Below are 25,408 nucleotides of genomic sequence, written 5' to 3'. Positions count from 1 at the left end.
CTTTTCGCAGCACACGGCCGGTACAGCCAACCCCTAGCTTACAGGCTGAAATCGCCCTCGGCCGCCAGCTCGCTCAACGGCTTGCGTGGGCTCGGTACTTCACGCGCCTGCAGCGCCTCGTCCAGGCTGGCCTTGTCACCCAGCTTGCCGATCGCCACCATGGCATGCAGCACATAGCCTTCAGGAATCTTCAGTTCCTGACGCGCCAGGTCCTGGTCGAAGCCGGCCATGCCATGGGTATGCCAGCCGCTGATGCTGGCTTGCAGCGCCAGGTGCCCCCAGGCGGAGCCGGTGTCGAAGGTGTGCCACAGCGCCGGTTTTTCTTCCGTAGCGCCTGGGGCCGCGAACGTGGTCTTGGAAATGACCAGCACCAGTGCCGACGCCTGTTGCGCCCAGCTACGGTTGAACGGCACCAGCAGGCTCAGATAGCGCTCCCAGCTCGGCGTGTCACGGCGGGCATAAAGGAAGCGCCAAGGCTGCGAGTTGTACGCCGACGGTGCCCAACGGGCGGCTTCAAGGAAGCTCAGCAGGGTTTCTTCGCTGATCGGCTCGGCGGTAAAGGCGCGTGGCGACCAGCGGTTGATGAACTGCTCGTTGATGGCGTAATCGGCAATGCGGGGGTTGGCGCTCATGGCGGCTCCTGCAAACGGACGGGAAAAGCGCACGCTACTGCGTCCCGTCGCGACTGACAAGCGGTCTGGCTTTGCCGAAGGCCAGGCTCTAGACTGGCGCCGCCGCGCGCCGTGGCCCCAAGATGAATGCAGGAACCCCGTGTGATGATCGCTGAAAACGCGCCGTTCTGGCGGCGCAAGACCCTCGAACAACTCAGCCCGCAAGAGTGGGAGGCGCTGTGTGACGGCTGCGGCCTGTGCTGCCTGCAAAAGCTCGAGGACGAAGACGACAACAGCGTCTATTACACGCGCATCGCCTGCAAGCTGCTGGACCTTGATTCCTGCCAGTGCAGCGACTACCCCAACCGCTTCGCCCAGGTGCCGGACTGCATCCAGCTCACCCCAGGCAAGGCCGACCAGTTCAAGTGGCTGCCGAGTACCTGCGGCTACCGCCTGGTCAGTGAGGGCAAGGACCTGCCAGCCTGGCATCACCTGGTTTGCGGCGATCGTCAACAGGTTCATGAACAGCGCATTTCCCAGTCGGGGCGTATGCTCAGGGAGCAGGATGTGCACGAAGACGACTGGGAAGACCACCTGATCTTCCGCGCCAGCTGACCGGCGCGGCCCGCTGCCACGGGGAAACAAGGAGTTTCTGTATGCGTTGCCAGCTGTTCTTGCTGTTGGGCCTGATGGCCAGTTCGCCAGCCTGGGCGAAAAAAGTCGACCTCGACTACCAGGTGCGCCTGCTGCCTGCCAGTGGTCAGGCGCAAGTCCGCGTGACACTGGCCGACGGCAGCGCCGTGCGCAGCCTGGACTTCGACCTGGGCAAGGCTGGCGCCTACAGCGGCTTCCAGGCAGATGGCCAATGGCAAATCAAGGGCCAGCGTGGTGTGTGGCAGCCGGCGGCGGGCAAGACCAGCCTCAGCTACCGCGTGCAGTTGGACCAGAAACTGACCAGTGGCGCTTATTCATCGCGCATTACCCCGCATTGGGCGCTGTTTCTCGGCGATCAGCTGATACCGCCTGCGCGTCTCGATCAGCAGGATGGCACGGAGCTTGTGGCGCGCCTGGCTTTCGACCTGCCCGAAGGGTGGAAAAGCATCGAAACCTCATGGCCGCGTATTGGCAAGGACAAATTCCGCATCGACAACGTTTCGCGCCTGTTCGATCGCCCGACCGGCTGGATGCTGGCCGGTGACCTGGGCAGCCGCCGTGCCCGCCTGGGCGATACCGAAGTGACCGTTGCCGCGCCGGTGGGGCAGGGCATGCGGCGTATGGACAGCCTGACCTTGCTCACATTCGTCTGGCCGCAATTGCAGGCAGTGTTCCCGCGCAATCCGCCAAAGCTGCTGCTGGTGGGGGCGCGTGACGGCATGTGGCGTGGGGCGATGGCGGCCCAGGGTTCGCTGTACCTGCACAGTGCTCGGCCGATGGTCAGCGAGAATGGCAGCAGCCCGTTGCTGCGCGAAGTGGTGCAGCTGTTTGCGCAGATTCATGGGCGCGACGGCAATGACTGGTTGGTAGAGAGCCTGACCGATTACTACGCCAGCGAGTTGCTGCGCCGTTCCGGTGGTGTAAGCGATGACCGTTACCAGGCCTGGCAGGCCCGCCTGAGCAAGCAAGGCGCCAAGGTCACCCGGCTCAAGGGCGAGCGCGCAAGCCCGGCCCAGGTGGCCCGTGGGGTGATCTTGCTTCAGGCACTGGACAAGGAAATCCGCATTCACACCCAGGCCAAGCGCTCGCTGGACGATGTGGTGCGCGGGTTGATGCGCCTGCCCAGCGTCAGTACCGAGGACTTCGTGCAGATCAGCGAGAATGTGCTGGGCCGGCGTTCCGAGGTGTTGCAGAGCAAGGCGTTGCGCTAGGCACTTTTGTTACCTGTACCGACCTCTTCACGGGCCTGCCCGCGAAGAGGTCGGTACAGGTAAAGCAGATTCAGCTGTCGGCCAACGGATCCTTCCCGGTTACCGTCACCCCTCTGGTCGCCGCCCTGGCACTGGCCTTCAACACCTCCAGTTCTGCCGCGCTGCGCGCTATATCCGAACGCAACCGGTGGTATTCCTGCCGATGCCGCTGCCACCAGGCCTTGGTTGAGCAGTGCCCGCTGACGCCGCGTGCTACCGCAATGCCGCCCACCACCATTTGCAGCAAGCCGACCAGGCCACCATGGCGCAGCCCCTTGCTGAACATCAGCGCTCCGCCAGCCAGCGAGCTGACCCGTTCCAGGCCATGAACATTGTGCTGCGACGTCGCAGCAGAGTGGATATCGAACATGGCAAGACCTCCGTGTGAAATGTCTGCAGGTGACCTGCAGGAAGCCGCCGGCGTTCAATCGGGGCGCCCGGCGGTGGCAATGTCATCTATGGTCAACTCCGTGGCGGATCCAGGCAACTTGACCGCCCCCTTGCTGGCGTACCGTGACCGGGCGCGAAGCTCATCCACGCTGGGTTTCGATCCAGGAGCTTCACGTCCCCCCACAAAGAAAACAAAAGCAGGGATCAGGATGACAATGACAAGCGCGAGTGGCGCCGGCAATCAGCTGGCGCAAGGCTTCAAGCAACGCCATGTGACCATGCTCTCCATCGCCGGGGTGATCGGTGCCGGGTTGTTCATCGGCTCCGGGCACGCCATCGCCGCGGCCGGCCCCTCGGCCATCGTCGCCTACGCCTTGGCAGGTGCATTGGTGGTACTGGTGATGCGCATGCTCGGGGAAATGGCAGTCGCCAGCCCCGATACCGGCTCGTTCTCCACCTACGCCGACCGCGCCATCGGCCGCTGGGCCGGCTTTACCATCGGCTGGCTGTACTGGTGGTTCTGGGTGCTGGTGATTCCCATCGAAGCCATCGCCGCTGGCGTGGTGCTCAACAACTGGTTCCCGCACATCGATGCCTGGTTCTTTGCCCTGAGCATGACCGTGCTGCTGACCGCGACCAACCTGTTCAGTGTGGCCAAGTACGGCGAATTCGAATTCTGGTTCGCCATGCTCAAGGTCATTGCCATCGTCGCGTTCATCGCCCTGGGGGCAGCGGCGCTGGCCGGTGTGTTGCCAGGGCGTGAAGTCAGTGGGCTGCCACGGTTGCTGGAGCAGCAGGGCGGGTTTATGCCCAATGGCTGGACGGCGATTATCGGCGCCTTGCTGACCACCATGTTCAGTTACCTGGGTACCGAGGCGGTGACCATTGCCGCCTCCGAATCGAAAGACCCGGCACGCAACATCGCCAAGGCTACCCGTTCGGTCATCTGGCGCATCAGCGTGTTCTACCTGCTTTCGATCTTCGTGATCATCTCGGTGGTGCCATGGAACGACCCGCTGCTGCCCGTGCAGGGCTCCTACCAGCGAGCGCTGGAAATCATGAGCATCCCCTACGCCAAGCAGTTGGTGGACATCGTCGTGCTGGTGGCGGTGGCCAGCTGCCTGAACTCGTCGATCTACATCTCGTCGCGGATGCTCTACTCGCTGAGCAAGCGTGGCGATGCACCGGGCTTCATCCAGCGCACCTCGAAGGTTGGCGTACCGCGTGCGGCGGTGATTGGCAGTACGCTGATCGGCATGTTGGCGACCATCGTCAACTACTTTGCCCCGGCTGAGGTGTTCGCCTTCCTGCTGGCCAGCTCCGGTTCGATTGCCTTGCTGGTGTATCTGGCGATTGCGTGCTCGCAACTGCGCATGCGCGCGATCCTGCAGCGGCAGAATGTCGAGATCGCTTTCCGTATGTGGCTGTACCCGTGGCTGACCTATGCAGTCATCGGCTTCATCATCTTTGCCCTGGGCACCATGTTTGTCATGCCCAAGCACCGCATGGAGGTGTCGCTGACTCTGGCACTGGCGCTGGTGATTCTGGTGCTGGGGGTGGTTACCAGCAAACGGCATGCGCGGCGGGAGGCCTTGGCAACCGCGTAACGGGAAATGTGACTGGAAGGGAGCCACCTGCTTGCAGGTGGCTTTTTTGTTTGTAGCGGCGAAGAGGCCGGCACATTGTGCGCACTTGTCTTGTCTGGAGAGTTTTTTGTCCGGTTTGGCAATGCAGCCTCAAGGGTGTTTAATCTCCCCCGGAAACCCGCTGGAACCCTTATAAACAAAGGCTCAGACAGATTTCGCCGTTCATCGAAAATGCTGTAGACACATTGTCTAACAGTACCCTATAGTCGTTATACAAATAGTAGACACAGCGCTATGACAACAAAGAAGGCCGCCATGAAAGCCACCGTCCAACCACTCGCTGCAGAAGTGCCGCAGGACCGCAAAGCCGTCCTCGCCGAAGCGCTGCGTCGCCGGATCCTGAGCATGGAACTGGCCCCGGGCGCCGTGGTGGATGAATTGGCCCTGTGCGACGAATTTGGCCTGTCGCGCCCCCCTGTGCGCGAGTTGCTGCGCCAGATTGCCGCCGAAGGCTACATCGAACTGGAAGCCAACCGCGCGCCACGCGTCGCCGCCATGAACCACGAGTCGCTGCACAGCTTTTACGTTGCCGCCCCGCTTATCTACGTGGCCACTACCCAGCTGGCCGCCACCTATGCCAGCGCTGAAGAAATCGCAGTGCTCAAGGCTATCCAGGCCCAATTCCGCCAGGCCATCGAAGAGCGCGACGTGGAAAACCGCGTGCTTTACAACGACGCCTTCCACCTGGAAATCGGCAAGATGGCGCACAACGATTACCTGATGCCAAGCCTGCGCCGCCTGCTGATCGACCACACCCGCTTGGGCAAGATCTTCTATCGCCACCCGACCACCGACGACATGCAGCGCGACCTCGAGCTGGCGTGTGAACAGCACGAACAAATGATCCAGGCCATCGAGCGCCGCGACCCGCAAGCCGCAGGCCAGCTGGTGCGTGAGCACTTCGAGCTGTCGCGCCGGCGCATGGCGGAGTACGCCGCGCCGCAAGGGCTGGATGTGCCGATTCAGATTTGAGTTACACAGGTAAGCCCCGCCGGTGCTGACCATTCGACGACTACAAGAACCAGGTTTGTGACATGACAAGAATAAGTTCGTTACCCGCCGATGATGCCACCTGTGGCTGGTATCACCTGAGCAAGCCCCGCACGCCAAGGCCGGCCCACAAGGGCCACAGCCAGACGCGCTGGGTGGTGGTCGGCGCCGGTTTCACCGGCCTGGCTGCCGCGCGGCAGCTGGCAACGAACTTTCCGCATGACGAGATCATACTGGTCGAGGCCCAGGAGGTCGGTTATGGCACCTCCGGGCGCAATGCCGGCTTTGCCATCGACCTGCCGCACGATATCGGCGCCGAGGACTACATTGGCGACATCGATATCGCCAAGACCGTGCTCAAGCTCAACCTGGGTGGCCAGCAGTACCTCAAGGACCTGATCGAGCGTTACGACATCGAGTGCCAGTTCCGCCACTGCGGCAAGTACCAGGCGGCCATCGAAGGCCGCGGTATTGCCGTGCTGGATGCCTACCGCCGGGGGCTGGACAAACTGGGGCAACCCTACGAAGTGGTCGAGGGGCGCGACCTGCCTGAGCACATCGGCACGGATTTCTACCGCAAGGGCCTGTTCACGCCCGGCACTGCCTTGCTGCAACCTTCGGCGTTGGTCAAAGGCCTCGCCGACAGCCTGCCGTCCAACGTCTCGTTGTACGAGCACACCCCGATCACCGACGTCGAGTACGGCGACAAGGTGGTGCTGCGCCACGCCCACGGTTCGATCACCACCGACAAGCTGGTGCTCACCACCAACGCCTTCGGCATGAGCTTCGGCTTCCTCAAGGGCCGCATGCTGCCGGTGTTCACCTACGGCAGCATCACCCGGCCGCTGACCGAGGACGAACAGGCACGTCTTGGCGGCAAGCCCTACTGGGGCGTGATCCCGGCCGACCCGTTCGGCACCACCATGCGCCGCACCGTCGACAACCGCCTGTTGATCCGCAACAGCTTCAGCTACAACCCCGACGGGCGCAGCAATGGCAAATACCTGGAGCGCTTCGTCCAGCGCCACCGCGAATCGTTCGCCCGACGCTTCCCGATGTTGCCCAATGTGAACTTCGAATATACCTGGGGCGGTGCACTGGCATTATCGCGCAACCACATGGGCTTCTTTGGCAAGTTGGCGCCCAATGTTGTAGGTGCACTGTGCTGCAACGGCCTGGGCGTTACCCGTGGCACCGTTACCGGCAAGTTGCTGGCCGACTGGCTGGCTGGCGACAAGCACGAGCTGATCGAGTTTTTGCTCAATGCCCCCGGGCCCTCTGCAAACCCGCCGCAACCCCTGGTTTCCCTGGGGCTGAACGCCAACCTCATGTGGGGGCAGTTCCGCGCTGGCAAAGAAAGCTGATCGTCAGCTGAGTTAGGCCAATAGAACATTTACGTCGGCATTGGTTGGCCGGCACGGGCGCGGCTTGCCCGAACTTGATGATCGAGATGCGCAGTTCGATCACCCGGGGCTGAAGGCGGTTTTCAGTTTCGCGGACGCGCTCGCCTTGCAAATGTGCATGTAGCAGAAATGGTAGGAACAATAATGACAAGTCCGAATGTTTCGATTGAAGATGTACCGATCAACAACTTCCACCAGTGGCTGACCCTGCGCTCCGGTGGCGGCTCGTTCGTCGACGGCTATGTACTGAGCATCATCGGCGTGGCCATGGTGCAGATGTCCGCAGGGCTCAACCTGACCAGTTTCTGGCAGGGCATGATCGCCGCCTCGGCGTTGATCGGCATTTTCTTCGGTGGTTTCTTCGGCGGTTGGCTGACCGACCGCTTCGGCCGCAAGCGCGTGTTCTTCGTTGGCCCGACCTTGTTCATCCTGGCTTCGGTCGCGCAGTTCTGGGTCGAGTCGGCGCTGGTATTGTTCCTGCTGCGGTTCGCCATCGGTATTGCCGTGGGTATCGAATATCCGGTCGCCACGTCGCTGCTGGTGGAGTTTCTGCCCAGGAAGAACCGTGGCCCGCGCCTGGCTACCCTGACGGTGTTGTGGTTTGCCGGCGCCGCCACTGCCTATCTGGCGGGTGAGGCCATCCTTCGCCACGGCGGCGACGATGCCTGGCGCCTGGTGCTGGCCAGCGCCGCAGTGATCGGTGCGCTGCTGTTCGCCATCCGCCTGGGTACTCCCGAATCGCCACGCTGGCTGATCAGCAAGGGCCGCTCGGCCGAGGCCGATGAGGTGATCAAGCGCGTCTACGGCCAGGGGTTTTCGCTGAGCAACCTGCCGGAAGAGCCCAAGACCCGCAAACTGTCGTTCCTCAGCCTGCTGCACTCCGGCTATGGCAAGCGCATGTTGTTCGTCACCATGTTCTGGACCTGCTCGGTGATCCCTGTGTTTGCGGTGTACGCATTCGCCCCGAAAGTGCTGGGCGCGCTGAACCTCAAAGGTGACTGGGCATCGATCGGCTCCATTGCAATCACCTTCCTCTTCGTGGTCGGCTGTATTGTGGGCACCCGCCTGCTCAACACCATCGGCCGGCGCACCACGCTGTTGCACAGCTTCTTCTGGTCGGGGTTGGCGCTGCTGGGCCTGGGTGCCTTCAGCAACGGCAACGAGATGCTCATCCTGGTGCTGTTTGGTGCCTATGCCTTGTTCATCGGTGGCGCCCAGGTGCTGCAGCTGGTGTACCCCAACGAATTGTTCCCCACCGAAATCCGTGCCGGCGCCGTGGGCGTGGGAACCTCCATGTCGCGGGTCGGTGCCGCCGTCGGCACCTGGCTGGTGCCCATCGCCCTCGATAGCTACGGCATCGGCGCCACCATGTACGCCGCCGCTGCCGTGACCTTCGTCGGCCTGGCTTTCTCGGTTGCCCTGGCCCCGGAAACCCGCTCGCTGAACCTGCAACAAGCGGCTTCGCTGAGCTGAAACCCTACAACCCGCCGCAGCGTCTTTGCGTTGCGGCCTTCACAACACTGAGCAACGCACTGGAGAACCTACCGTGAAATTCGAAGGCATCTACACCCCGGCAATCACTCCGCTGGCTGCGGACGGCTCGATCGACAAGGCGGCGTTCGCCGAGGTCCTCGAATACCTGGTCGAGTCGAAAGTCCACGGCGTCATCATTGGCGGCTCCACCGGCGAGTACTACGCCCACACCACCCAGGAGCGCATCGACCTGGCTGCCCAGGCCAAGGACGTGCTCAACGGCCGCCTGCCGCTGATCGTCGGCACCGGTGGCATCCGTACCGAAGATGCGGTTGCCTTCGCCCAGCACGCCAAGGAAATCAAGGCTGACGCGCTGCTGGTCGGCACCCCACCGTACGCGCTGCCGACCCAGCAGGAAATCGCCCTGCACGTGAAGGCTGTCGACGCTGCCGCCGGTCTGCCGATCATGCTCTACAACTACCCAGGCCGCATGAGCGTGAGCATGGGTGAAGCATTCTTCGACGCCGTGGCCGACGTGAAGAACATCGTCGCCATCAAGGAAAGCTCCGGTGACATGGCTCAGCTGCACCGCCTGGCCATCCATCGCCCGAACATCCAGCTGTCGTGCGGCTGGGACGACCAGGCCCTGGAGTTCTTTGCCTGGGGCGCCCAGAGCTGGGTCTGCGCCGGTTCCAACTTCATCCCGCGCGAGCACGTGGCCCTCTACGAGGCCTGCGTGATCGAGAAGGACTTCGCCAAAGGCCGCAAGATCATGGCCGCCATGATGCCGCTGATGGACTTCCTGGAAGGTGGCAAGTTCGTCCAGGCCATCAAGAACGGCGTGGCCCTGAATGGCTTGAAAACCGGCGGCGTGCGCAAGCCGCTGTACGACCTGGATGACGCCGAGAAGCAAGCACTCAAGCGCGTGGTCATCGAGCTGAAAGCCACCATCGCCCAGATCAAATAAGGAGGCCGGAAAAATGGCTGAATTGCTGAGCAAGGAACAATACGCGGCCATCGCCGCCGAACTGCAACTGCGGACCAAGGCCTTCATCGACGGCGAATTCCGCGATGCCATCTCGGGCAAGACCTTCGTCACCACCAACCCGGCCACCGGCAAGCAACTGGCCGAGGTCGCCGCCTGCGACGTCAACGATGTCAACGTCGCCGTGGCCGCTGCCAAGCGTGTGTTCGAAGCAGGCACTTGGTCGAAGATGCAGCCCAGCGACCGCAAGCACGTGCTGCAGAAGTTCGCCCAGTTGCTGGAGGACAATGCCCACGAGCTGGCCGTGCTGGAAGCGTTGGACAGTGGCAAGCCGGTCAGCGAGTGCCAGACAGTCGATGTACCGGAAACCATCCACACGCTCCGCTGGCACGCCGAGCTGATCGACAAGATCTACGACGCCACCGCGCCGACCGGCAACGCAGCCGTCACCATGGTGGTGCGTGAAGCCATTGGCGTAGTCGGCCTGGTGCTGCCGTGGAACTTCCCGCTGCTGATGCTGGCCTGGAAGATTGCCCCATCGCTGGCTGCCGGTTGCTCGATTGTGGTCAAACCGGCCAAAGAAACCACCCTCAGCGCCCTGCGCGTGGCCGAGCTGGCCCACGAGGCCGGCATCCCGGCCGGTGTGTTCAACCTGGTGCCTGGCGGTGGCCGCGAAGTGGGTGAGGCCATCGGCCGGCACATGGATATCCCGATGGTCAGCTTCACCGGCTCGACCGACACTGGCCGCCTGTTCCTGAAATACGCTGCCGAGTCCAACCTCAAGCGCATCGTCCTGGAGCTGGGTGGCAAGAACCCGGCCGTGGTCATGAACGACGTCGAGGACCTGGACGAAGTGGCCCAGTTCGTCACCGCAGGTGCGTTCTGGAACATGGGGGAGAACTGCTCGGCCTCGTCGCGCCTGATCGTGCACAAGGACGTGAAGGACGAGCTGCTGAGCCTGATCGCCAAGCACCTGAAGGGCTGGAAGCTGGGCGACCCGCTGGACCCGGACAACCGCCTGGGCGCCATGGTCAGCAAGTCGCATTTCGAGAAGGTCAAGTCGTACCTGGAATACGCTGCCGAGCAGAAACTCAGCATCGTTCAGGGGGGCGAAACCGAGGACGGCGTGTTCGTGCAGCCGACCATCGTCGACAACGTTGGCCGTGACAACAAACTGTTCGTCGAGGAAATCTTCGGCCCGGTGCTGAGCGTGACCAGCTTCGAGACCATCGACGAGGCGATCGAGCTGGCCAACGACACCGTATACGGCCTGGCGGCTTCGGCCTACACCGGCAGCCTGCGCAATGCGCTGCGCCTGTCGCGTGAAATCCGCGCGGGTGTGGTCACCGTCAACTGCTTCGGCGAAGGTGACGTGACCACGCCGTTCGGTGGCTACAAAGAGTCTGGCTTTGGTGGGCGCGACAAGTCCATCTGGGCCCACGACCAGTACACGGAGCTGAAGACCATCTGGATCAACGCTTCGTGATTCGAGCAAGACCGGTGCTGTTCTGACGGAGCTCAGCACCTGGCCGCCCCTGCTGTTGCAGTGGCGGCCTTTTTATTACTTGAACTTGGGCCCCGAGCGGGTATTCAGCCCTTTGGCCAAACGGTCATACAGCACCACGTTCACCGTCGCTGCCAGGTTCATGCAACCCTCGGTCGGAATGTAGATAGTCTCTTCACACCACCCCCGCACTTCCTCGCTCAACGAACCATCCTCCGGCCCGAAGATGTAGATGGCCCGGTCCGGGTGGGTATATTCCGGCAAGGGCCGCGCACCTTCCACCAGCTCCACCGCCACTGGCGTGCAGCCCAGCGGGATGATGCGCTGCAGATCGTCGATGCCGATCAGCGGGATGTCGTAGTGCACGCGCTTGGTGTCGGTGACGAAGTCACGCGCGCGCTCATACCGTTTGCCGGTGTAAAACACCGAATTGACGCCATAGCAGCCCGCGGCGCGCATCACCGAGCCGACGTTTTCTGCCGACTTTGGGTTGAACAGGCCGATGCAGCTGTATCGTTTGTTTGCCACGTACCGGGGCCCTTCGCGAAAAAAGCGCGATTATACGGGCTGCCCGGTAGCTGCGGGGGGCAAATCGATGGTCAGTCTTTCTTCAGCATGCCCGCAAGACCAGCGAACGGGTTGTGAGTGGCCTTGGCGATGCTCGGGGTGCTGGTGGAGCCTTCGCTGAAGTACTGCTGGTCGGTGTAGCGCGAGTGCTCGTTGTCGTGGCAGTAAAGGCACAGCAGCTCCCAGTTGGAGCCGTCCTGCGGGTTGTTGTCGTGGTTGTGGTCGCGGTGGTGCACGGTCAGCTCGCTCAGGCGCTTGCCGGCGAACTCGCGGGCGCAGCGGCCACAAACGTGCGGGTACATTCTCAGGGCCTTGTCGCGGTAGCCCATTTCCTTGTCGCGCTTGGCGTCGGCCAGAATGCGGTCGAGGCGCGCGGTGGCGGCGGCGGAAGAGGTGGAGCTCATGGTGTTTCCTTTGTTCTGATCAGGCAGATGACGGTTATGTCATTGAGTCTAGCGCGCTTGCAGGGCAGGCGGACAGGCGAAAGCTTTGATTTAGGCGTAGGCTGTTGGAAGGTTCCCGACAGGAGGTTGCTGATGTTTCACGCGATCCTCACCGCGCTGTTGCTGGCAGGCTGGCCCCTGGCCGAAGCCGCCAGCACACCACCCCGGCTCACTACCCCGGTACCCGGCGCACCCGGTACGCCGACGCCTACGCCATACCCGCAGATAACCCCGAGTACGCCGCCCAAGGCTTATGACAGCCAGCCGGGGGCGCCGCTGTTGCCACCGATGCCGGTGCCCGGGCCGCCGAAGGACCAGCCATTGCCGGGGTTGCGGCCAGAACCGCCGAAACCGGCGGTGGATGATGATTGATATAGCAGACGTGTGTGGCGGTGGTTTTTGGGGCTGCTTTGCAGCCCATCGCGACACTAGGCCGCTTCCACAGATACCGCGCAGGACTCATGTGGGAGCGGCCTTGTGTCGCGAAAGGGGCGCAAAGCGCCCCTAGCTATCTCAAACGATACCCAGCTCGCCGAATACGAACGCATATTCCAGCGCCACATCCTTCAGCCCTTGGTATCGCCCGCTCATCCCGCCATGCCCTGCGCCCATTTCGGTCTTGAGCAGCAGCAGGTGGTCGTCGGTCTTGCGCGTACGCAACCGCGCCACCCATTTGGCCGCTTCCCAGTACTGCACGCGGCTGTCGTTGTAACCCGCCACCACCAGCATCGCTGGATAGTCCTGGGCCTTTACGTTCTCATAAGGGGCATACGCCTTGATGCGCTCGTAAACCTGCGGTTCCTCTGGGTTGCCCCATTCGTCGTATTCGGTCACGGTCAGCGGTAGCTCGGGGTCGAGCATGGTGTTGAGCACGTCGACGAACGGCACTTCGGCAATCGCGCAGCGGAACAGCTCGGGGCGCAGGTTGAGCACCGTGCCGATCAGCAGGCCGCCGGCGCTGCCGCCGCTGATGGCCAAGCGATCGGCAGCCGTCACGCCTTTGGCGATCAGGTGTTCGGCGCAGGCGATGAAGTCGCTGAAGGTGTTGTGCTTGTACTCCTGCTTGCCCGCGCGGTACCAGGCTTCACCCAGTTCACCGCCGCCGCGCACGTGGGCGATGGCAAAGGCCACGCCACGCTCCAGCAGGCTCAGGCGCGCATGGGAGAACCACGGGTCGAGGCTTTCCCCATAGGCGCCGTAACCGTACAGGTACAGCGGCACGGTCTTGCCCTGGTCGCGGCGACGGCGTACCAGGCTGATCGGCACCTGGGTGCCGTCCGCCGCAGTCGCCCACAGGCGCTCGCTGACATAGTCATCGGCATCGAACGCACCCAGCACCGGGGTTTGCTTGAGCACAACCTGCGCGCCCGTGGCCAGCTCCAGCTGGCGCACCTGGGCCGGGCGATTGAGGGCTTCGTAGCGCAGGCGCACGCGTGTGCTGACGAACTCCAAGCTGTCCTGTACGTACAGGCTGTAGGCTGCGTCGGGTAGCTCGACGCGATAGGCCGACAGCCCCTGCGGGCGTACTTCGATGATTGGCAGGCCGCCTTCACGCAGGCTCAGGGTGAGGGCGCTGGCATTGAGGCTGAGGCCTTCGAGCATGATTGCGTCGCGGTGCGCCACCAGCACCTGCCATTGCTCACGGCCTGGCACTGGCGCGACAGGGGCATGGTAAAGAGCGAAGTTGATGCCGTCCTGGTTGGTACGGATGAACCAGCGCCACTCGCCGTCGAGCTGGCCATGGTCGGGGAAATATTCATGGCCTTCGACACGTGGCGCCAGGCAGGTGAACGGCGCCTGCGGGGTTTCGGCGTCCAGTACCCAGGCTTCGCTGGTGGTCTTGCTGTTCAGCAGCAGCACCAGTTGGCGCTCGGAGCTGGTGCGATAGCAGTGCAGGAAGAAGCGCCCGTCGGGCTCTTCGAACACGGTCTGCACGGCGTCAGTGCCCAGGGTGTGGCGATGCAGGCGCCATGGCCGATGGGTGTCGTCCAGTTCGGCGAAGAACAGCGTTTGGCTGTCGTTGGCCCAGGTCAGGCTGCCGTCGCAGTCGTCGAAGGGCAGGGGCGTGACGCTGCCACTGGCCAAGTCCTTGACGTACAGGGTGTAGATTTCGTCGCCACTGGTGTCGAGGCTGTAGGCCAGCAGGCGGTGGTCGGGGCTGACGTTGAACGCCCCCAGCGACAGGAAGCCGCCATTGGCCAGGGCGTTGGGGTCGAGCAGCAGTTGCTCCTGGCTTTCATCGACGGTGTTCGAATCGTCGGCAGGGCGTGGGCAGCGGTAGTGACGTGGGTACTCGTCGCCGGCGGTGGTGCGGGTGTAGTACAGGTAGGGGCCCCAGGGCGACGGCAGCGACAGGTCGGTTTCCAGGATGCGACCCTTGATCTCTTCGAACAACTGCTCACGCAACGCTGCCTGGTCGGCCAGGCAGGCTTCCTGGTAGGCGTTTTCGGCTTGCAGGTAGGCGAGTACCTCGGGGGTGTCGCGCTGTTGCAGCCAGGCGTACGGGTCGGCGGCGTTATCGGCGTGGGCGATGGGCGGCTGAGGCTTGTTGGGCATGGGTGATCTCTTGGCTGGGGACAGGCAAACACTGTCTGCGCCCGGAAAAGTGTTTATCATAGGCATCTCTTTGCCTGGCTTGCACGAACACCATGACCGAGAACGACTACACCTTCGCCTGGGGCCTGTACGCTGTGGCCGCGCTGGGCTGCCTGCTGGTGGGCTTCAAGCTCACCGGCTGGATGTGGCGCTGGCTGCGCGAACCGCTGCGGGTGGTGCTGGCGGTGCTGCTGCTGACGCCGACCATCGTCGACCCGGTAAAGGACAGCTTCGCCCCGGCCATTGCCATCACCGCGTTGGACGTCGCCTTCAAGGTCGGTAACAACGCCTGGCGAGCAGTGTCCGACTTCGCCATGTATGGCTTGATCGCCTTTGGCCTGTATTTCCTCTTCGTGCTGCTGCGCTGGCCGCTTGAAAAACGCGCCCGTGAGCGCCGCGCGCAGGCCGAAGCCGCCGCCAAGCGCCAAGCGGTTGAAGATGATGCAGTCGTTGCCCATGCGCCGCTGGCCGCTGAGCGCGGCGACCGTTACCGTGACGCCCCGCCCCCAGCCGCCCCGCGTGGCGGTGGCCGGGTCGAGCCCCGTCTGTAAACGGAGACACGCCTATGTGTGAACTGCTGGGCATGAGTGCCAACGTCCCTACCGACATCGTTTTCAGCTTCACAGGCCTGATGCAGCGCGGTGGGCGCACCGGCCCTCACCGTGATGGCTGGGGTATCGGCTTTTACGAAGGCCGTGGCCTGCGCCTGTTCCAGGACCCAGCCGCGAGCAGCGAATCGGAAGTGGCCAACCTGGTGCAGCGCTACCCGATCAAGAGCGAAGTGGTGATCGGTCATATCCGCCAGGCCAACGTCGGCAAGGTGTGCCTGTCCAACACCCACCCGTTCGTGCGGGAAATGTGGGGGCGCAACTGGTGCTTCGCGCACAACGGCCAGTTGGGCGACTTCAAGGGCCAGGCCAGCTTCTACCGGCCGGTCGGTGATACCGACAGCGAGGCGGCTTTCTGCGACCTGCTCAACCGCATTCGCAGTGCCTTTCCAGAGCCGGTGCCGGTGGAACAGCTGCTGCAGGTGCTGGTCGAAGCCTGTGCGGGTTACCGTGGGCAGGGCGTGTTCAACTGCATGCTCAGTGACGGCGACTGGCTGTTCTGCTTCTGCTCGACCAAGCTGGTGCACATCACCCGGCGAGCGCCGTTTGGCGCTGCACGCTTGAAAGATGTCGACCTGATCGTTGATTTTCATACCGAAACCACCCCCAACGACGTGGTCACGGTGATCGCCACCGAGGCCCTGACCGAAAACGAGACCTGGCACCGCTACGAGCCGGGTCAGTGGGCGCTGTGGCGCCATGGCGAATGCGTGGCGCACGGCCAAAGCTAAGGACGCTGCATGTTCAGAAGTTACCTGCGGTTGCTGCTGTTCACCTTCGGCCTGCTGGCCGGCATTCAGGTCCCGGGGCTGGTCAAGGACTATAGCCAGCGGGTCGAGGCGCACCTGTTCGAGTCGCGCGAGGCGCTCGACGGGTTTCGGCAAACGGCTGAGCGCTTTTTCAAAGGCGACCTGCAGGCGTTGCTGCAGCATTACCGCAGCAGTGACGACCCGGTGTTCAACAGTGATGCCAACAGCATCGAAAGCCTGATGATCCGCAACGAACTGCTGGAAAACGAATGGCAGGCGCTGCAAGGGCCGTGGGCCGAGCGTACCTGGCATGTGCTGGTGCAGGCCGACCCGCAGTTGCGCGAAGAAACCCTCAATGGTTACAGCTACCAGATTTTGCTGGTGCCCGAGGCGATTGGCTGGGGCGTTGGCGCAGGGTTTGTGCTGGCCTTTGTGGTCGAAAGCCTGTTGCTGGGGATTGGCTGGGTGATCCTGGGTGGGCGGCGCAGGGCGGTGAAAGAAAGCTGGCGCTAAGCTGCGCGCAGCGCCCCCAGGGCTTTAGCAGTGATGCCTAGATTGTCGGGCCGGCGACACTCTCTGGCTCCATGACCTGCAGGCCGTGGCCGGGCCTCTCATGCGAACGCAGTCGTCAGGACAAGGCGGTCGCATGAAAGCCATGTTGGTAATTGGAGAAGGAAACTGCATTTCATCACGTTTTGTCCGTGGATGATTTAGCAATATCCAAGAACTCAAAATTGCAGGATAGTTTGAACTTGGATGTTTCATTGTTTGTTTTGGGAGGGGCATTTTTCAGGGGGCGGGCATGTCTGGCGTCCTGCTGTAGTCAGCCTCGAAACTGCCAGAAACATCGGTAATCTTGAAGTTTCCCATTTTTGTATCAAACTTTACTGTTCCAACCATGCTGCCGGCAATCATGCCGTCATAAATGCATTTGACGAAGATATTATTGTTGAAATCGCTGGTCGAGTAAACTCCATCCGGAAGTCCTTTTTTTATAGATACGACGACGCGATCAAACGGTTTGTCTAGAATGGCGACACCTCTCCAATAGTTCGCATCACTGATAGTTAAATATACATCGATAGGTTTGAGAGGCGCTTCTCGTCCGAGTGGCCATTTCATCTTGCCTTTGAACTTTCCGGGGTGGCTGTCGGATGATTTGGGCTCACCGTAAAATGGATCCTCAAGCAGTTGCCGTTCACTTTTCATGATCGTTCACTCTACGCTGGTGTGCAGTAGTTGCACGAACGGTAAACTACGCGGCATAACCCGAATTTACTACTGGCAGAATTATCAGGTGCGGAGTTTGGCGTTTTCTCTGCTGGAACCGCCAGTTCAATCGTTTCCACAGGACTTGGGTGGCAGCCATTCACGGGATGAGAACCGTATGCGGTGGTCCAAAAACCACGCTGGTCGTATCAGAAGAGCATTATCCGCTGCCCCCCCACATCCCGCGCATACGCTTCCAGCACCTGTCGACAAACCCCAACCACCTCATCCACCAACGCCACCCCGGTCTGCCACGCCACCACCAGCTCCAGGCTCGGCGGCGGTTGCAGCCCCTCCAGCAGCACCAACTCACCCCGGCCCAGCTCGGCATCCACCAGCGCTGGGGGCAATGCGCCAATGCCAAAACCGTCGCGCAACAGCCGGGTGATCGCCGCCACCGAGTTCACGCAGTTCAACCGCGGCGCTTCTGCGCCCGCAGCTTGCAGCAGGCTCAGCACCTCTTGGTGCGGCCGTGAGTTCTTCGAGAAGGTGATGATGCGCTCGCGACCAAGCTCGGCCAGCGAGGCATAGTCCCGGTGCTGGTGCGAGCCGGCAGCCACTACCCAGCCCATCGGGTAGCGCGCCAGGTCGAGGCTGCGGATGGACTGCTCGCGCAGCAAGTCGGTCTGCAGAATCACGTCGAGAAAACCCTTTTGCAACTGCTCGCGCAGGTTCAGCGCGGTGTCGGCCACCAGCTCGATTTCCACCTGTGGGTAGCGCTCGGTCAGTTCCGCCACCAGCGCGCTCATCCAGGTGTGGATTACCGTGTCCATCACGCCAATACGAATTCGCCCGACCTTGGCCCGGTCGCTGTCCAGCGACTGCTTCATGGCCTTGGCGGTTTCCAGCATGCGCTCGGCATATTCCAGCACCTTGTCACCTTCCGGGGTCAGGCTGACACCCCGAGAATCGCGCAGCAGCAGTTTTACGCCCAGGTCGGCCTCCAGCGCGGCAATGCGGCTGGACACCGAGGCCTGGGTGGTGAACAGCTTTTGCGCCGTCAGGCGGAAGCTTTTGAGCCGGGCGACCCAGACGAAGGTTTCGAGGAAGCGAAGGTTCATGATCAGTTTTTCTTGTTCCAGACCGGCGGTTTTTATCGTTGGACTCAAGCGTCGCGGCCTCTGAACAATGGTGCCCAGGCCGCGACGCTTTATGTCGCCCATAAAACAATACCAACAAGCCGAGGCATCCATGAACCCCACCGGCGTGCAGCAGCAGGTCAGTTCCCCCCCTTCGTCCGGGCCCTTCGCCTGGTACCGCGACATCGACAAACAGCAACGGCGCACCTTCTGGAGCTGCAAGATCGGCTATGGCCTGGACGGCATGGACACGCAGATGCTCAGCTTCGTCATCCCCACGCTGATCATGCTGTGGGGCATCACCACCACCGAAGCCGGGTTGATCCACACCAGCACGCTGATCGCTTCGGCCGTGGGTGGCTGGGTGGCCGGTATTCTTTCCGACCGCATCGGCCGGGTACGCACCCTGCAGTTGACGGTGCTGTGGTTCGCCTTCTTCACCTTCCTGTGCGGCTTCGCCCAGAACTATGAGCAACTGCTGATCGCCCGCACCTTGATGGGCTTTGGTTTCGGCGGCGAATGGACCGCCGGTGCGGTGTTGATCGGCGAAGTGATCCGTGCTCAGGACCGAGGCAAGGCGGTTGGTATGGTGCAGTCCGGCTGGGCCATCGGCTGGGGCCTCACGGCGATTCTCTATGCGCTGCTGTTCTCATGGTTGCCGCCAGAGCAGGCCTGGCGTGCACTGTTCCTGCTGGGGCTGGTACCGGCGATCTTCGTGATTTTCGTTCGCCGCCTGGTCAAGGACCCCGAGGTATACCGCGAGGCCAAGTCGGTGGAAAACGCCGAGGCACCTTCGCACTTCTACGAAATCTTCGCACCGGGCATGCTCTGGACCACTGTACGTGCGTCCCTGCTGACCACTGGCGCACTGGGTGGGTACTACGCCATCACCTCGTGGCTGCCGACCTTCCTCAAGAACTAGCGCGGTTTGAGCGTGCTGGGCACGGGTGGCTACCTGGCCATGGTGATCGTCGGCTCGTACGTGGGTTATGTGGTCAGCGCGTACTTGTCCGACCTGCTGGGGCGCAAGAAGAACTTCATCCTGTTCGCCGTGGGCTCGTTCGTCATCGTGCTGCTGTATACGCAGATGCCGGTCAGCGATGGGGTGATGCTGTGGCTGGGCTTCCCGCTGGGCTTCTTCGCATCGGGTATCTTCAGCGGCATGGGCGCATTCCTGACCGAACTGTTCCCCACGCGCATCCGGGGCTCGGGGCAGGGTTTCTGCTACAACATCGGCAAAGTCATTGCGGCGCTGTTCCCGTTGCTGATCGGCATGCTCGGCCAGAACGTGCCCCTGGGCCTGGGTATCGGCGTGTTTTCTGCGGTGTCCTACGGCATTGTGATCGTGGCCGCCTTGAGCCTGCCGGAAACACGCGGCAAACAGCTGCTGGCGCGGTAAGGTAGACCTATGAACAACAACAAGGGAGACCGCGTGGTGGAACGCCTGCTACTCAATTGCGACATGGGCGAGAGTTTCGGCAGCTGGCGCATGGGCCTGGATGCCGAGGTCATGCCTTACATCGATTGCGCCAACATCGCCTGCGGCTACCACGCTGGCGACCCCAGCATCATGCGCCGCACCGTGGCTTTGGCGTTGGAGCACGGCGTGACCATCGGTGCGCACCCGGCCTACCCGGACCTGGTCGGCTTCGGCCGCCGCTCCATGGCCTGCAGCCCCGAGGAAATCCGCGACCTGCTGCACTACCAGATCGGTGCGCTGGACGGCATCTGCAAAGTGCTGGGTGGCCGCGTGGCCTACGTGAAGCCCCATGGTGCGCTGTACAACGACATGATGGCCGACCCGCTCAAACTGCGCACGGTGCTGGAGGCCGTGGCAGCCTACGACAGCACCCTGCCGCTGATGTTGATGGCCACCGCCGACAACCGCGCCGCCCAGGCCTTGGGCGATGAAATCGGCGTACCGCTGTGGTTCGAGGCGTTCGCTGACCGCGCCTACACCGCCAGCGGCCACTTGGTATCGCGCCGCTTGCCGGGTGCGGTGCATCACGACCCGGCGCTGGTGGTGGAGCAAGCCGTGCGCCTGGCCCGTGGTGACACACTGGTAGCGGACGATGGTAGCGCCCTGCGCCTGCAGGCAAGCACGCTGTGCGTACATGGCGATAACGACAGCTCGGTGGCGGCGGTGCGGCAGATACGCCAGGCCCTCGATGCCTTGGAGCCGCGATGAAAGCGCGCATTGAAGTGGTGGCCATCGACAGCCTGATGGTGCGCTTGTTCGACCGTATCGACGAGGCCAACATGCCGTGGATGCTTGCAGCCAGCCAGCGTTTGAGTGCAGCGTTCGGCGAGCATCTGCTGGACCTGGTGCCGTCCTACACCACGCTGATGGTGCAGTTCGCCCTGCCGCCTGGCGAGGCGAGGGCACTGATTGATCAGGCGCTGGAAGGTTTGCAGCCCGACGCCGGCGGCGGCGGGCGCCGACATGAGATCCCGGTGTGGTACGACGCCAGTGTCGGCCCTGAACTGCCTGTGCTGGCGGCCCGTAGCGGGTTGACTGAAGCCGAGGTTGTTCACTTGCACAGCGAACGTGATTACCCGGTTTTTGCTTTGGGGTTCGCCCCCGGTTTCGGTTTCATGGGCCTGGTGGACGAACGCCTGGCCAGCCCACGCCTGAGCACCCCGCGCAAGCGGGTGGCGGCGGGTAGCGTGGGCATTGCCGAGCGCCAGACGGCGGCGTATCCGGCGGTATCGCCGGGTGGCTGGAACCTGATCGGGCGTACCCCGGTGCGCTTGTTCGACCGAGAGCGTGAGGGCTACAGCCTGTTGCAACCGGGTGATCGGGTGCGTTTCGTGCCGGTTTCGCGTAGCGAGTTCCTGGCCTTGGGCGGTGATGTGGAGGCGCAAGGATGACGCAGTTGAAGATCGAGGCCAGTACGCCGTTGTGTCAGTTGCAGGACGCCGGGCGTTTCGGCGTGCGCCACCTGGGGGTGACCCAGGGCGGCGCGTTGGACTGGGTGGCGATGCACTGGGCCAACTGGCTGCTGGGCAACCCGTTGGACGCGCCGGTTGTCGAGGTGGCGCTGGGAGGTTTTTGTGCAGTGGCGGAGCAGGATTGTGTGCTGGCGCTGGCCGGTGCCGACCTGGACGCGCGCGTCGATGATCAGCCGATCGCACCTTGGCGCAGCTTTGCCCTGGGCCAGGGGCAGCGCCTGACCCTGAAGCAGCCCAGGCAGGGTGTGCGGGCATACCTGGCGGCACCGGGTGGGTTCATGGGCGAGGATGTACTGGGCAGTTGTGCCACGGTGGTCCGTGAAGAACTGGGTGGCATCGATGGCCAGGGGGCCGCGTTGGCTAAAGGTCAGGCATTAAGTTTCACCGGCAGCGATGCAACCCTGCGCGAGGTGCCGCACGCACTGCGTCCACAGTACCCGCAAAAGCCTGTACTTGACCTGGTGATGGGCGCGCAGATCGGTGAATTCAGCGGTACCAGCCTGTTCGAGGCCTTCAACCGGGAGTGGACACTGGACAGCCGGGCGGACCGCATGGGTATCCGTCTGTTGGGGCCGCAGCTGGTCTATCAGGGTGCACCGATGATTTCCGAAGGGATACCGCTGGGGGCGGTGCAGGTACCGCCGGATGGGCAGCCGATCGTGTTGCTCAATGACCGGCAGACCATTGGCGGTTATCCGCGGCTGGGGGCGTTGACGCCGTTGGCGCTGGCGCAGCTGGCGCAGTGCATGCCAGGGGCGGTGGTGCGGTTCAAGGCGGTGGTGCAGGACGAGGCTTGGCGGGAGCACCAGGTTTACCTGGACCGTTGGCGGTGAGGCTGCCAGCCCTTTCGCGGTAAACCCGCGAAAGGGCCCATAAAGGCTGCATCACTTGGACAGATACCGCATCCCTTCCTCCAACCCCTGCAAGGTCAACGGGTACATCTTGTCCCCGATCAAGTCCCTCACCAGATGGGTCGAAGCCGTGTAATCCCAGGCTTGCTTCGGATACGGGTTGATCCAGATGATCTTCCTGAATTTCTCCATGAACCGCTGCATCCACACGTACCCGGCCTCTTCGTTCCAGTGCTCCACGCTGCCACCTGGCTGGGTGATTTCGTAGGGCGCCATGGCCGCGTCGCCGACGAAAATCACTTTGTAGTCGTCGCCATACTTGTGCAGCAGGTCGAAGGTGGAATACCGCTCCGAGGTGCGGCGCAGGTTGTTCTTCCACACCGACTCGTAGAGGAAGTTGTGGAAGTAGTAGTACTCCAGGTGCTTGAACTCGGTTTTACAGGCTGAGAACAGCTCTTCGCAGACCTTGATGTGGGCGTCCATCGAGCCGCCGATATCGAACAGCAACAGCAGCTTGACGGTGTTGCGCCGTTCCGGGCGCATCTGGATGTTCAGCAACCCTGCGTCACGCGCGGTGTGGTCGATGGTGCCGTCGATGTCCAGCTCTTCGGCGGCGCCTTCACGGGCGAACTTGCGCAGCCGGCGCAGGGCCAGCTTGATGTTGCGTGTGCCCAGTTCCACCTGATCGTCGAGGTTCTTGTACTCGCGCTGGTCCCACACCTTTACCGCTTTGCCTTGGCGTTTACCGGCCTCGCCAACGCGAATGCCTTCGGGGTTGAAACCGCCCGAGCCGAACGGGCTGGTGCCGCCGGTACCGATCCACTTGTTGCCGCCAGCGTGGCGTTCCTTTTGCTCTTCAAGGCGTTTCTTGAATGCCTCGATCAGCTTGTCCAGGCCGCCCAGCGACTGGATCTGCGCGCGTTCTTCCTCGCTCAGCGAGCGCTCGAACTCCTTGCGCAGCCAGTCTTCGGGGATCAGTGCCTCGATATGCCGGTCGAGGTTTTCCAGGCCTTTGAAGTAGGCGGCAAAGGCCCGGTCGAACTTGTCGAAATGGCGTTCGTCCTTCACCAGGATGGCGCGGGCGAGGTAGTAGAATTCGTCCATGTCGGCGAACACCACGTGCTTTTGCAGGGCCTGATGCAGGTCCAGCAACTCGCGTACCGATACCGGCACCTTGGCCGCACGCATTTCATTGAACAGGTTGAGCAGCATGGCCCGGCTCCTGTCAGCGGTTGCCGCGCCGGCTCATGAAGGCCAGGCGCTCGAGCAGTTGCACGTCCTGCTCGTTCTTCACCAGCGCACCGGCCAGCGGCGGAATGGCCTTGGTCGGGTCGCGTTCGCGCAACACCGCTTCACCGATATTGTCGGCCATCAGCAACTTGAGCCAGTCGACCAGCTCGGAGGTGGACGGCTTTTTCTTCAGGCCCGGCACTTTGCGTACGTCGAAGAACACATCCAGCGCCTCACTGACCAGCGACTGGCTGATGTTCGGGTAATGCACGTCGACGATTTGCTGCAAGGTGGTGCGGTCGGGGAAGGCAATGTAGTGGAAGAAGCAGCGGCGCAGGAAAGCGTCCGGCAGCTCTTTTTCGTTGTTCGAGGTAATGATGATGATCGGGCGTTGCTTGGCCTTGATGGTCTCGTCGATTTCGTAGACGTAGAACTCCATCTTGTCGAGTTCTTGCAGCAGGTCGTTGGGGAACTCGATGTCGGCCTTGTCGATTTCGTCGATCAGCAGAATCACCCGCTCTTCGGCCTCGAAGGCCTCCCACAGCTTGCCCTTTTTCAGGTAATTGCGCACATCGTGCACCTTGTCCACGCCCAACTGCGAATCGCGCAGGCGGCTGACTGCGTCGTACTCGTACAGCCCTTGGTGGGCCTTGGTGGTGGACTTGATGTGCCAGGTGATCAGGCGAGCGCCGAACGAGGCGGCCAACTGCTCGGCGAGCATGGTCTTGCCGGTGCCCGGTTCACCCTTGACCAGCAGCGGGCGTTCGAGGGTGATAGCCGCATTTACCGCCAGTTTCAGGTCGTCTGTGGCGACGTAGTCGCGGGTGCCTTCGAACTTCATCGGTTTGTCCTCTGTTGTAAGCCTGTACAGGCCTCTTCGCGGGTAAACCCGCTCCTACACAGAACGGCGCAAGCTTGAGGGCTGCGCGGTCCTGTGCAGGAGCGGGTTTACCCGCGAAGAGGCCGGTACAGGCAACACATGAATTTATTTGTCACCGACTATAACGCGGGGTTAGGCAACTGAAAACGCAGACCGGGTATTCAGTCCCTGAATGCCCCGTCACGCCGACTCAGTCGGCATCCGGCGCCCCCCGCTCATACCGGGCATTGAACGCCTGGATAAACCCGTTGCGCAGGATCTGCAAGAACGCCTCGAAGGCGCTGATATCCTGCTTGTGCACGCTGCCACTGAGTTCCACGCGGGTGGCGAACTGGTTTTTCGGCTGGTTCTTCAGGACCGTCTCGGTCGCACCCACCAAGGCCTCCCACACCGAGCGGAAGAAGCCCTTGTCCTTTTCTTCGACGTCCTGTTGCCAGTCGAACACGTCGACATCGCGCAGCAGCGGCTTTATATAGCCATTTAGCCGGCCGTTTTCCGCCTGGGCCTCGATCACCACGTCACCATGCCCGGCATTGAAGTCGAACTTGCCATAGGCGCTGGCAAAATCATTCAGTTTGCGCAGTTCGATGCCGGTAGCGCGAAGCCTGAATTTGAAGTCATCGAAATCACTGAACGGGTCGAAGGTGGCACGGCTTTCTACCTTCGCATCGCCCGCGATGAGCGCCGTACCTTCGAAACTCGCATCGCGACGGCCTTTTTTGTCGCGAACATTGGTCAGGTTGCGGATGTTGGCGTTCAGTTGTGTGGCCTTGAGGTCGACCGGTGGTTTGGAGTTGAAGTTGCGGAAGGTCAGCACGCCGTTGTCGATTCGCACTTCGTTGAGGGTGATGGGCAGCAGTTTTTCCAGCTGCTGGCGCCAGTCGGTGCCCTGGCCCGTCTGCGATGCCTGTTTGCTGCCACCGTCGACGAAATTCAGCTCGGGGCGCACGAAGGTCACTTCGGCCACCACCGCTTTGTCGTACCACAGCGAACGCCAACTCACCGAAAGGTCGATCAGCGGCGCGTCGAGAAACGGTACCGGCACCTTGCCGCTGGTCTTGACGATTTTCAGGCCATTGATCTGGTATGCGCCGCGCCACCAGGCCAGGTCCACATCGGCTACCTGGCTGCGGTAGTCACCCATGTCGGCCAGTTTGTCGTTCAGGTAGTCGCGCACCAGGTAGGGCAGGGCCAGGTGCAGGGCAACCAGCAGCACGATCAGGCTGCCCAGGCCCAACAGCGGCCAGCGATAACGGGCTCTCATCGGAGCGTCTCCAAG

Annotated in this window: 25 protein-coding genes and 1 pseudogene; 16 read left to right on the top strand and 10 right to left on the bottom strand. The window is 62.4% G+C overall.

Translation table 11 applies throughout. From position 1 onward, the window contains the following. Positions 1-38: 38 nt before the first annotated feature. Positions 39-632, bottom strand: a complete 594-nt coding sequence (locus DM807_RS07660) for a nitroreductase family protein (protein WP_012273690.1) — start codon at positions 630-632, stop codon at positions 39-41. Positions 633-776: 144 nt separating this feature from the next. On the opposite strand from DM807_RS07660, the gene DM807_RS07655 reads away from it, so the two are divergent. Together DM807_RS07655 and DM807_RS07650 are read left to right on the top strand one after the other, a co-directional pair. Next, the gene (locus DM807_RS07655; RefSeq protein WP_041166560.1) at positions 777-1,226 is read left to right on the top strand and encodes a YcgN family cysteine cluster protein; all 450 of its coding nucleotides are present in this window, start codon (positions 777-779) and stop codon (positions 1,224-1,226) included. A 41-nt stretch (positions 1,227-1,267) separates the two neighbouring features. Beyond that, a complete protein-coding gene (locus DM807_RS07650) occupies positions 1,268-2,476 on the top strand; it encodes a hypothetical protein (RefSeq protein WP_179027227.1) in 1,209 nt (402 codons plus the stop codon). A gap of 70 nt (positions 2,477-2,546) precedes the next feature. On the opposite strand, the gene DM807_RS07645 is transcribed toward DM807_RS07650, so the two are convergent. Further along, positions 2,547-2,885: a YgaP-like transmembrane domain gene (locus DM807_RS07645; RefSeq protein ID WP_012273687.1), complete on the bottom strand. Its 339-nt coding sequence runs from the start codon at positions 2,883-2,885 to the stop codon at positions 2,547-2,549. 229 nt (positions 2,886-3,114) lie between these two features. On the opposite strand from DM807_RS07645, the gene gabP reads away from it, so the two are divergent. The 6 genes from gabP to DM807_RS07615 all read left to right on the top strand — a co-directional run bounded on the left by gabP (position 3,115) and on the right by DM807_RS07615 (position 10,888). Then, the gene (gabP, locus tag DM807_RS07640) at positions 3,115-4,512 is read left to right on the top strand and encodes a GABA permease (RefSeq protein WP_041166559.1); all 1,398 of its coding nucleotides are present in this window, start codon (positions 3,115-3,117) and stop codon (positions 4,510-4,512) included. A gap of 294 nt (positions 4,513-4,806) precedes the next feature. Further along, positions 4,807-5,523, top strand: coding sequence for a GntR family transcriptional regulator (locus DM807_RS07635; protein WP_012273685.1), 717 nt, complete (start codon positions 4,807-4,809; stop codon positions 5,521-5,523). Between the two features lie 62 nt (positions 5,524-5,585). Further along, a complete protein-coding gene (locus DM807_RS07630) occupies positions 5,586-6,905 on the top strand; it encodes an NAD(P)/FAD-dependent oxidoreductase (protein ID WP_179027226.1) in 1,320 nt (439 codons plus the stop codon). A gap of 183 nt (positions 6,906-7,088) precedes the next feature. After that, positions 7,089-8,417, top strand: a complete 1,329-nt coding sequence (locus DM807_RS07625) for an MFS transporter (protein ID WP_060494512.1) — start codon at positions 7,089-7,091, stop codon at positions 8,415-8,417. A 73-nt stretch (positions 8,418-8,490) separates the two neighbouring features. Beyond that, the gene (locus DM807_RS07620) at positions 8,491-9,384 is read left to right on the top strand and encodes a dihydrodipicolinate synthase family protein (RefSeq protein WP_179027225.1); all 894 of its coding nucleotides are present in this window, start codon (positions 8,491-8,493) and stop codon (positions 9,382-9,384) included. A 13-nt stretch (positions 9,385-9,397) separates the two neighbouring features. Beyond that, positions 9,398-10,888, top strand: a complete 1,491-nt coding sequence (locus DM807_RS07615) for an aldehyde dehydrogenase (protein ID WP_012273681.1) — start codon at positions 9,398-9,400, stop codon at positions 10,886-10,888. 75 nt (positions 10,889-10,963) lie between these two features. Here the strand turns inward: DM807_RS07615 and DM807_RS07610 are convergent, their stop codons facing one another. After that, positions 10,964-11,434: an RNA methyltransferase gene (locus tag DM807_RS07610; RefSeq protein WP_012273680.1), complete on the bottom strand. Its 471-nt coding sequence runs from the start codon at positions 11,432-11,434 to the stop codon at positions 10,964-10,966. A gap of 71 nt (positions 11,435-11,505) precedes the next feature. After that, the gene (locus tag DM807_RS07605) at positions 11,506-11,877 is read right to left on the bottom strand and encodes a YajD family HNH nuclease (RefSeq protein WP_003254676.1); all 372 of its coding nucleotides are present in this window, start codon (positions 11,875-11,877) and stop codon (positions 11,506-11,508) included. A 132-nt stretch (positions 11,878-12,009) separates the two neighbouring features. Between DM807_RS07605 and DM807_RS07600 the strand changes: the two genes are divergently transcribed. Further along, the gene (locus tag DM807_RS07600) at positions 12,010-12,288 is read left to right on the top strand and encodes a hypothetical protein (protein ID WP_012273679.1); all 279 of its coding nucleotides are present in this window, start codon (positions 12,010-12,012) and stop codon (positions 12,286-12,288) included. Positions 12,289-12,429: 141 nt separating this feature from the next. Here DM807_RS07600 and DM807_RS07595 read toward each other — a convergent pair whose 3' ends face one another. Further along, positions 12,430-14,472 (bottom strand): S9 family peptidase, encoded by a 2,043-nt coding sequence (locus DM807_RS07595; RefSeq protein ID WP_012273678.1) that lies wholly within the window; start codon positions 14,470-14,472, stop codon positions 12,430-12,432. A 92-nt stretch (positions 14,473-14,564) separates the two neighbouring features. Between DM807_RS07595 and DM807_RS07590 the strand changes: the two genes are divergently transcribed. From DM807_RS07590 to DM807_RS07580, 3 genes are read left to right on the top strand one after another with little or no spacing between them, the layout of a single operon-like run. Then, positions 14,565-15,062, top strand: a complete 498-nt coding sequence (locus DM807_RS07590) for a hypothetical protein (RefSeq protein ID WP_060494510.1) — start codon at positions 14,565-14,567, stop codon at positions 15,060-15,062. 14 nt (positions 15,063-15,076) lie between these two features. Further along, complete coding sequence (locus DM807_RS07585; protein WP_060494509.1) at positions 15,077-15,850, top strand: class II glutamine amidotransferase; 774 nt, start codon at positions 15,077-15,079, stop codon at positions 15,848-15,850. Between the two features lie 9 nt (positions 15,851-15,859). Further along, entirely contained in the window at positions 15,860-16,381 is a 522-nt protein-coding gene (locus tag DM807_RS07580; protein WP_012273675.1) for a DUF2937 family protein, read from the top strand. 276 nt (positions 16,382-16,657) lie between these two features. On the opposite strand, the gene DM807_RS07575 is transcribed toward DM807_RS07580, so the two are convergent. Both DM807_RS07575 and DM807_RS07570 read right to left on the bottom strand, forming a co-directional pair. Continuing rightward, the gene (locus tag DM807_RS07575) at positions 16,658-17,077 is read right to left on the bottom strand and encodes a hypothetical protein (RefSeq protein ID WP_179027224.1); all 420 of its coding nucleotides are present in this window, start codon (positions 17,075-17,077) and stop codon (positions 16,658-16,660) included. A 209-nt stretch (positions 17,078-17,286) separates the two neighbouring features. After that, the gene (locus DM807_RS07570; protein ID WP_179027223.1) at positions 17,287-18,198 is read right to left on the bottom strand and encodes a LysR family transcriptional regulator; all 912 of its coding nucleotides are present in this window, start codon (positions 18,196-18,198) and stop codon (positions 17,287-17,289) included. 130 nt (positions 18,199-18,328) lie between these two features. Here DM807_RS07570 and DM807_RS07565 point away from each other — a divergent pair. The 4 genes and pseudogenes from DM807_RS07565 to DM807_RS07550 all read left to right on the top strand — a co-directional run bounded on the left by DM807_RS07565 (position 18,329) and on the right by DM807_RS07550 (position 22,001). Beyond that, positions 18,329-19,615, top strand: a pseudogene (locus DM807_RS07565) (MFS transporter). A gap of 9 nt (positions 19,616-19,624) precedes the next feature. Continuing rightward, entirely contained in the window at positions 19,625-20,404 is a 780-nt protein-coding gene (locus DM807_RS07560; protein WP_012273671.1) for a 5-oxoprolinase subunit PxpA, read from the top strand. Then, positions 20,401-21,087 carry a 5-oxoprolinase subunit PxpB gene (gene pxpB, locus DM807_RS07555; protein WP_012273670.1) on the top strand — a complete coding sequence of 229 codons (687 nt, stop codon included), beginning with the start codon at positions 20,401-20,403 and terminating at the stop codon, positions 21,085-21,087. The genes DM807_RS07560 and pxpB overlap by 4 nt, the downstream gene beginning before the upstream one ends. After that, the gene (locus tag DM807_RS07550) at positions 21,084-22,001 is read left to right on the top strand and encodes a 5-oxoprolinase subunit C family protein (protein WP_060494507.1); all 918 of its coding nucleotides are present in this window, start codon (positions 21,084-21,086) and stop codon (positions 21,999-22,001) included. Before pxpB ends, DM807_RS07550 begins: the two co-directional genes overlap by 4 nt. A gap of 51 nt (positions 22,002-22,052) precedes the next feature. Here DM807_RS07550 and DM807_RS07545 read toward each other — a convergent pair whose 3' ends face one another. From DM807_RS07545 to DM807_RS07535, 3 genes are all read right to left on the bottom strand, one after another. Next, positions 22,053-23,231: a vWA domain-containing protein gene (locus DM807_RS07545; RefSeq protein WP_179027222.1), complete on the bottom strand. Its 1,179-nt coding sequence runs from the start codon at positions 23,229-23,231 to the stop codon at positions 22,053-22,055. Positions 23,232-23,244: 13 nt separating this feature from the next. After that, entirely contained in the window at positions 23,245-24,090 is an 846-nt protein-coding gene (locus DM807_RS07540; protein ID WP_012273667.1) for an AAA family ATPase, read from the bottom strand. 229 nt (positions 24,091-24,319) lie between these two features. After that, complete coding sequence (locus DM807_RS07535; protein WP_179027221.1) at positions 24,320-25,393, bottom strand: DUF748 domain-containing protein; 1,074 nt, start codon at positions 25,391-25,393, stop codon at positions 24,320-24,322. Between the last annotated feature and the right edge of the window lie 15 nt (positions 25,394-25,408).

The sequence above is a fragment of the Pseudomonas hunanensis genome, assembly GCF_013393325.1.
In the GTDB taxonomy this organism is placed as follows: Bacteria; Pseudomonadota; Gammaproteobacteria; order Pseudomonadales; family Pseudomonadaceae; genus Aquipseudomonas; species Aquipseudomonas putida_P.
This window is presented reverse-complemented; position numbering and strand designations above follow the sequence as displayed.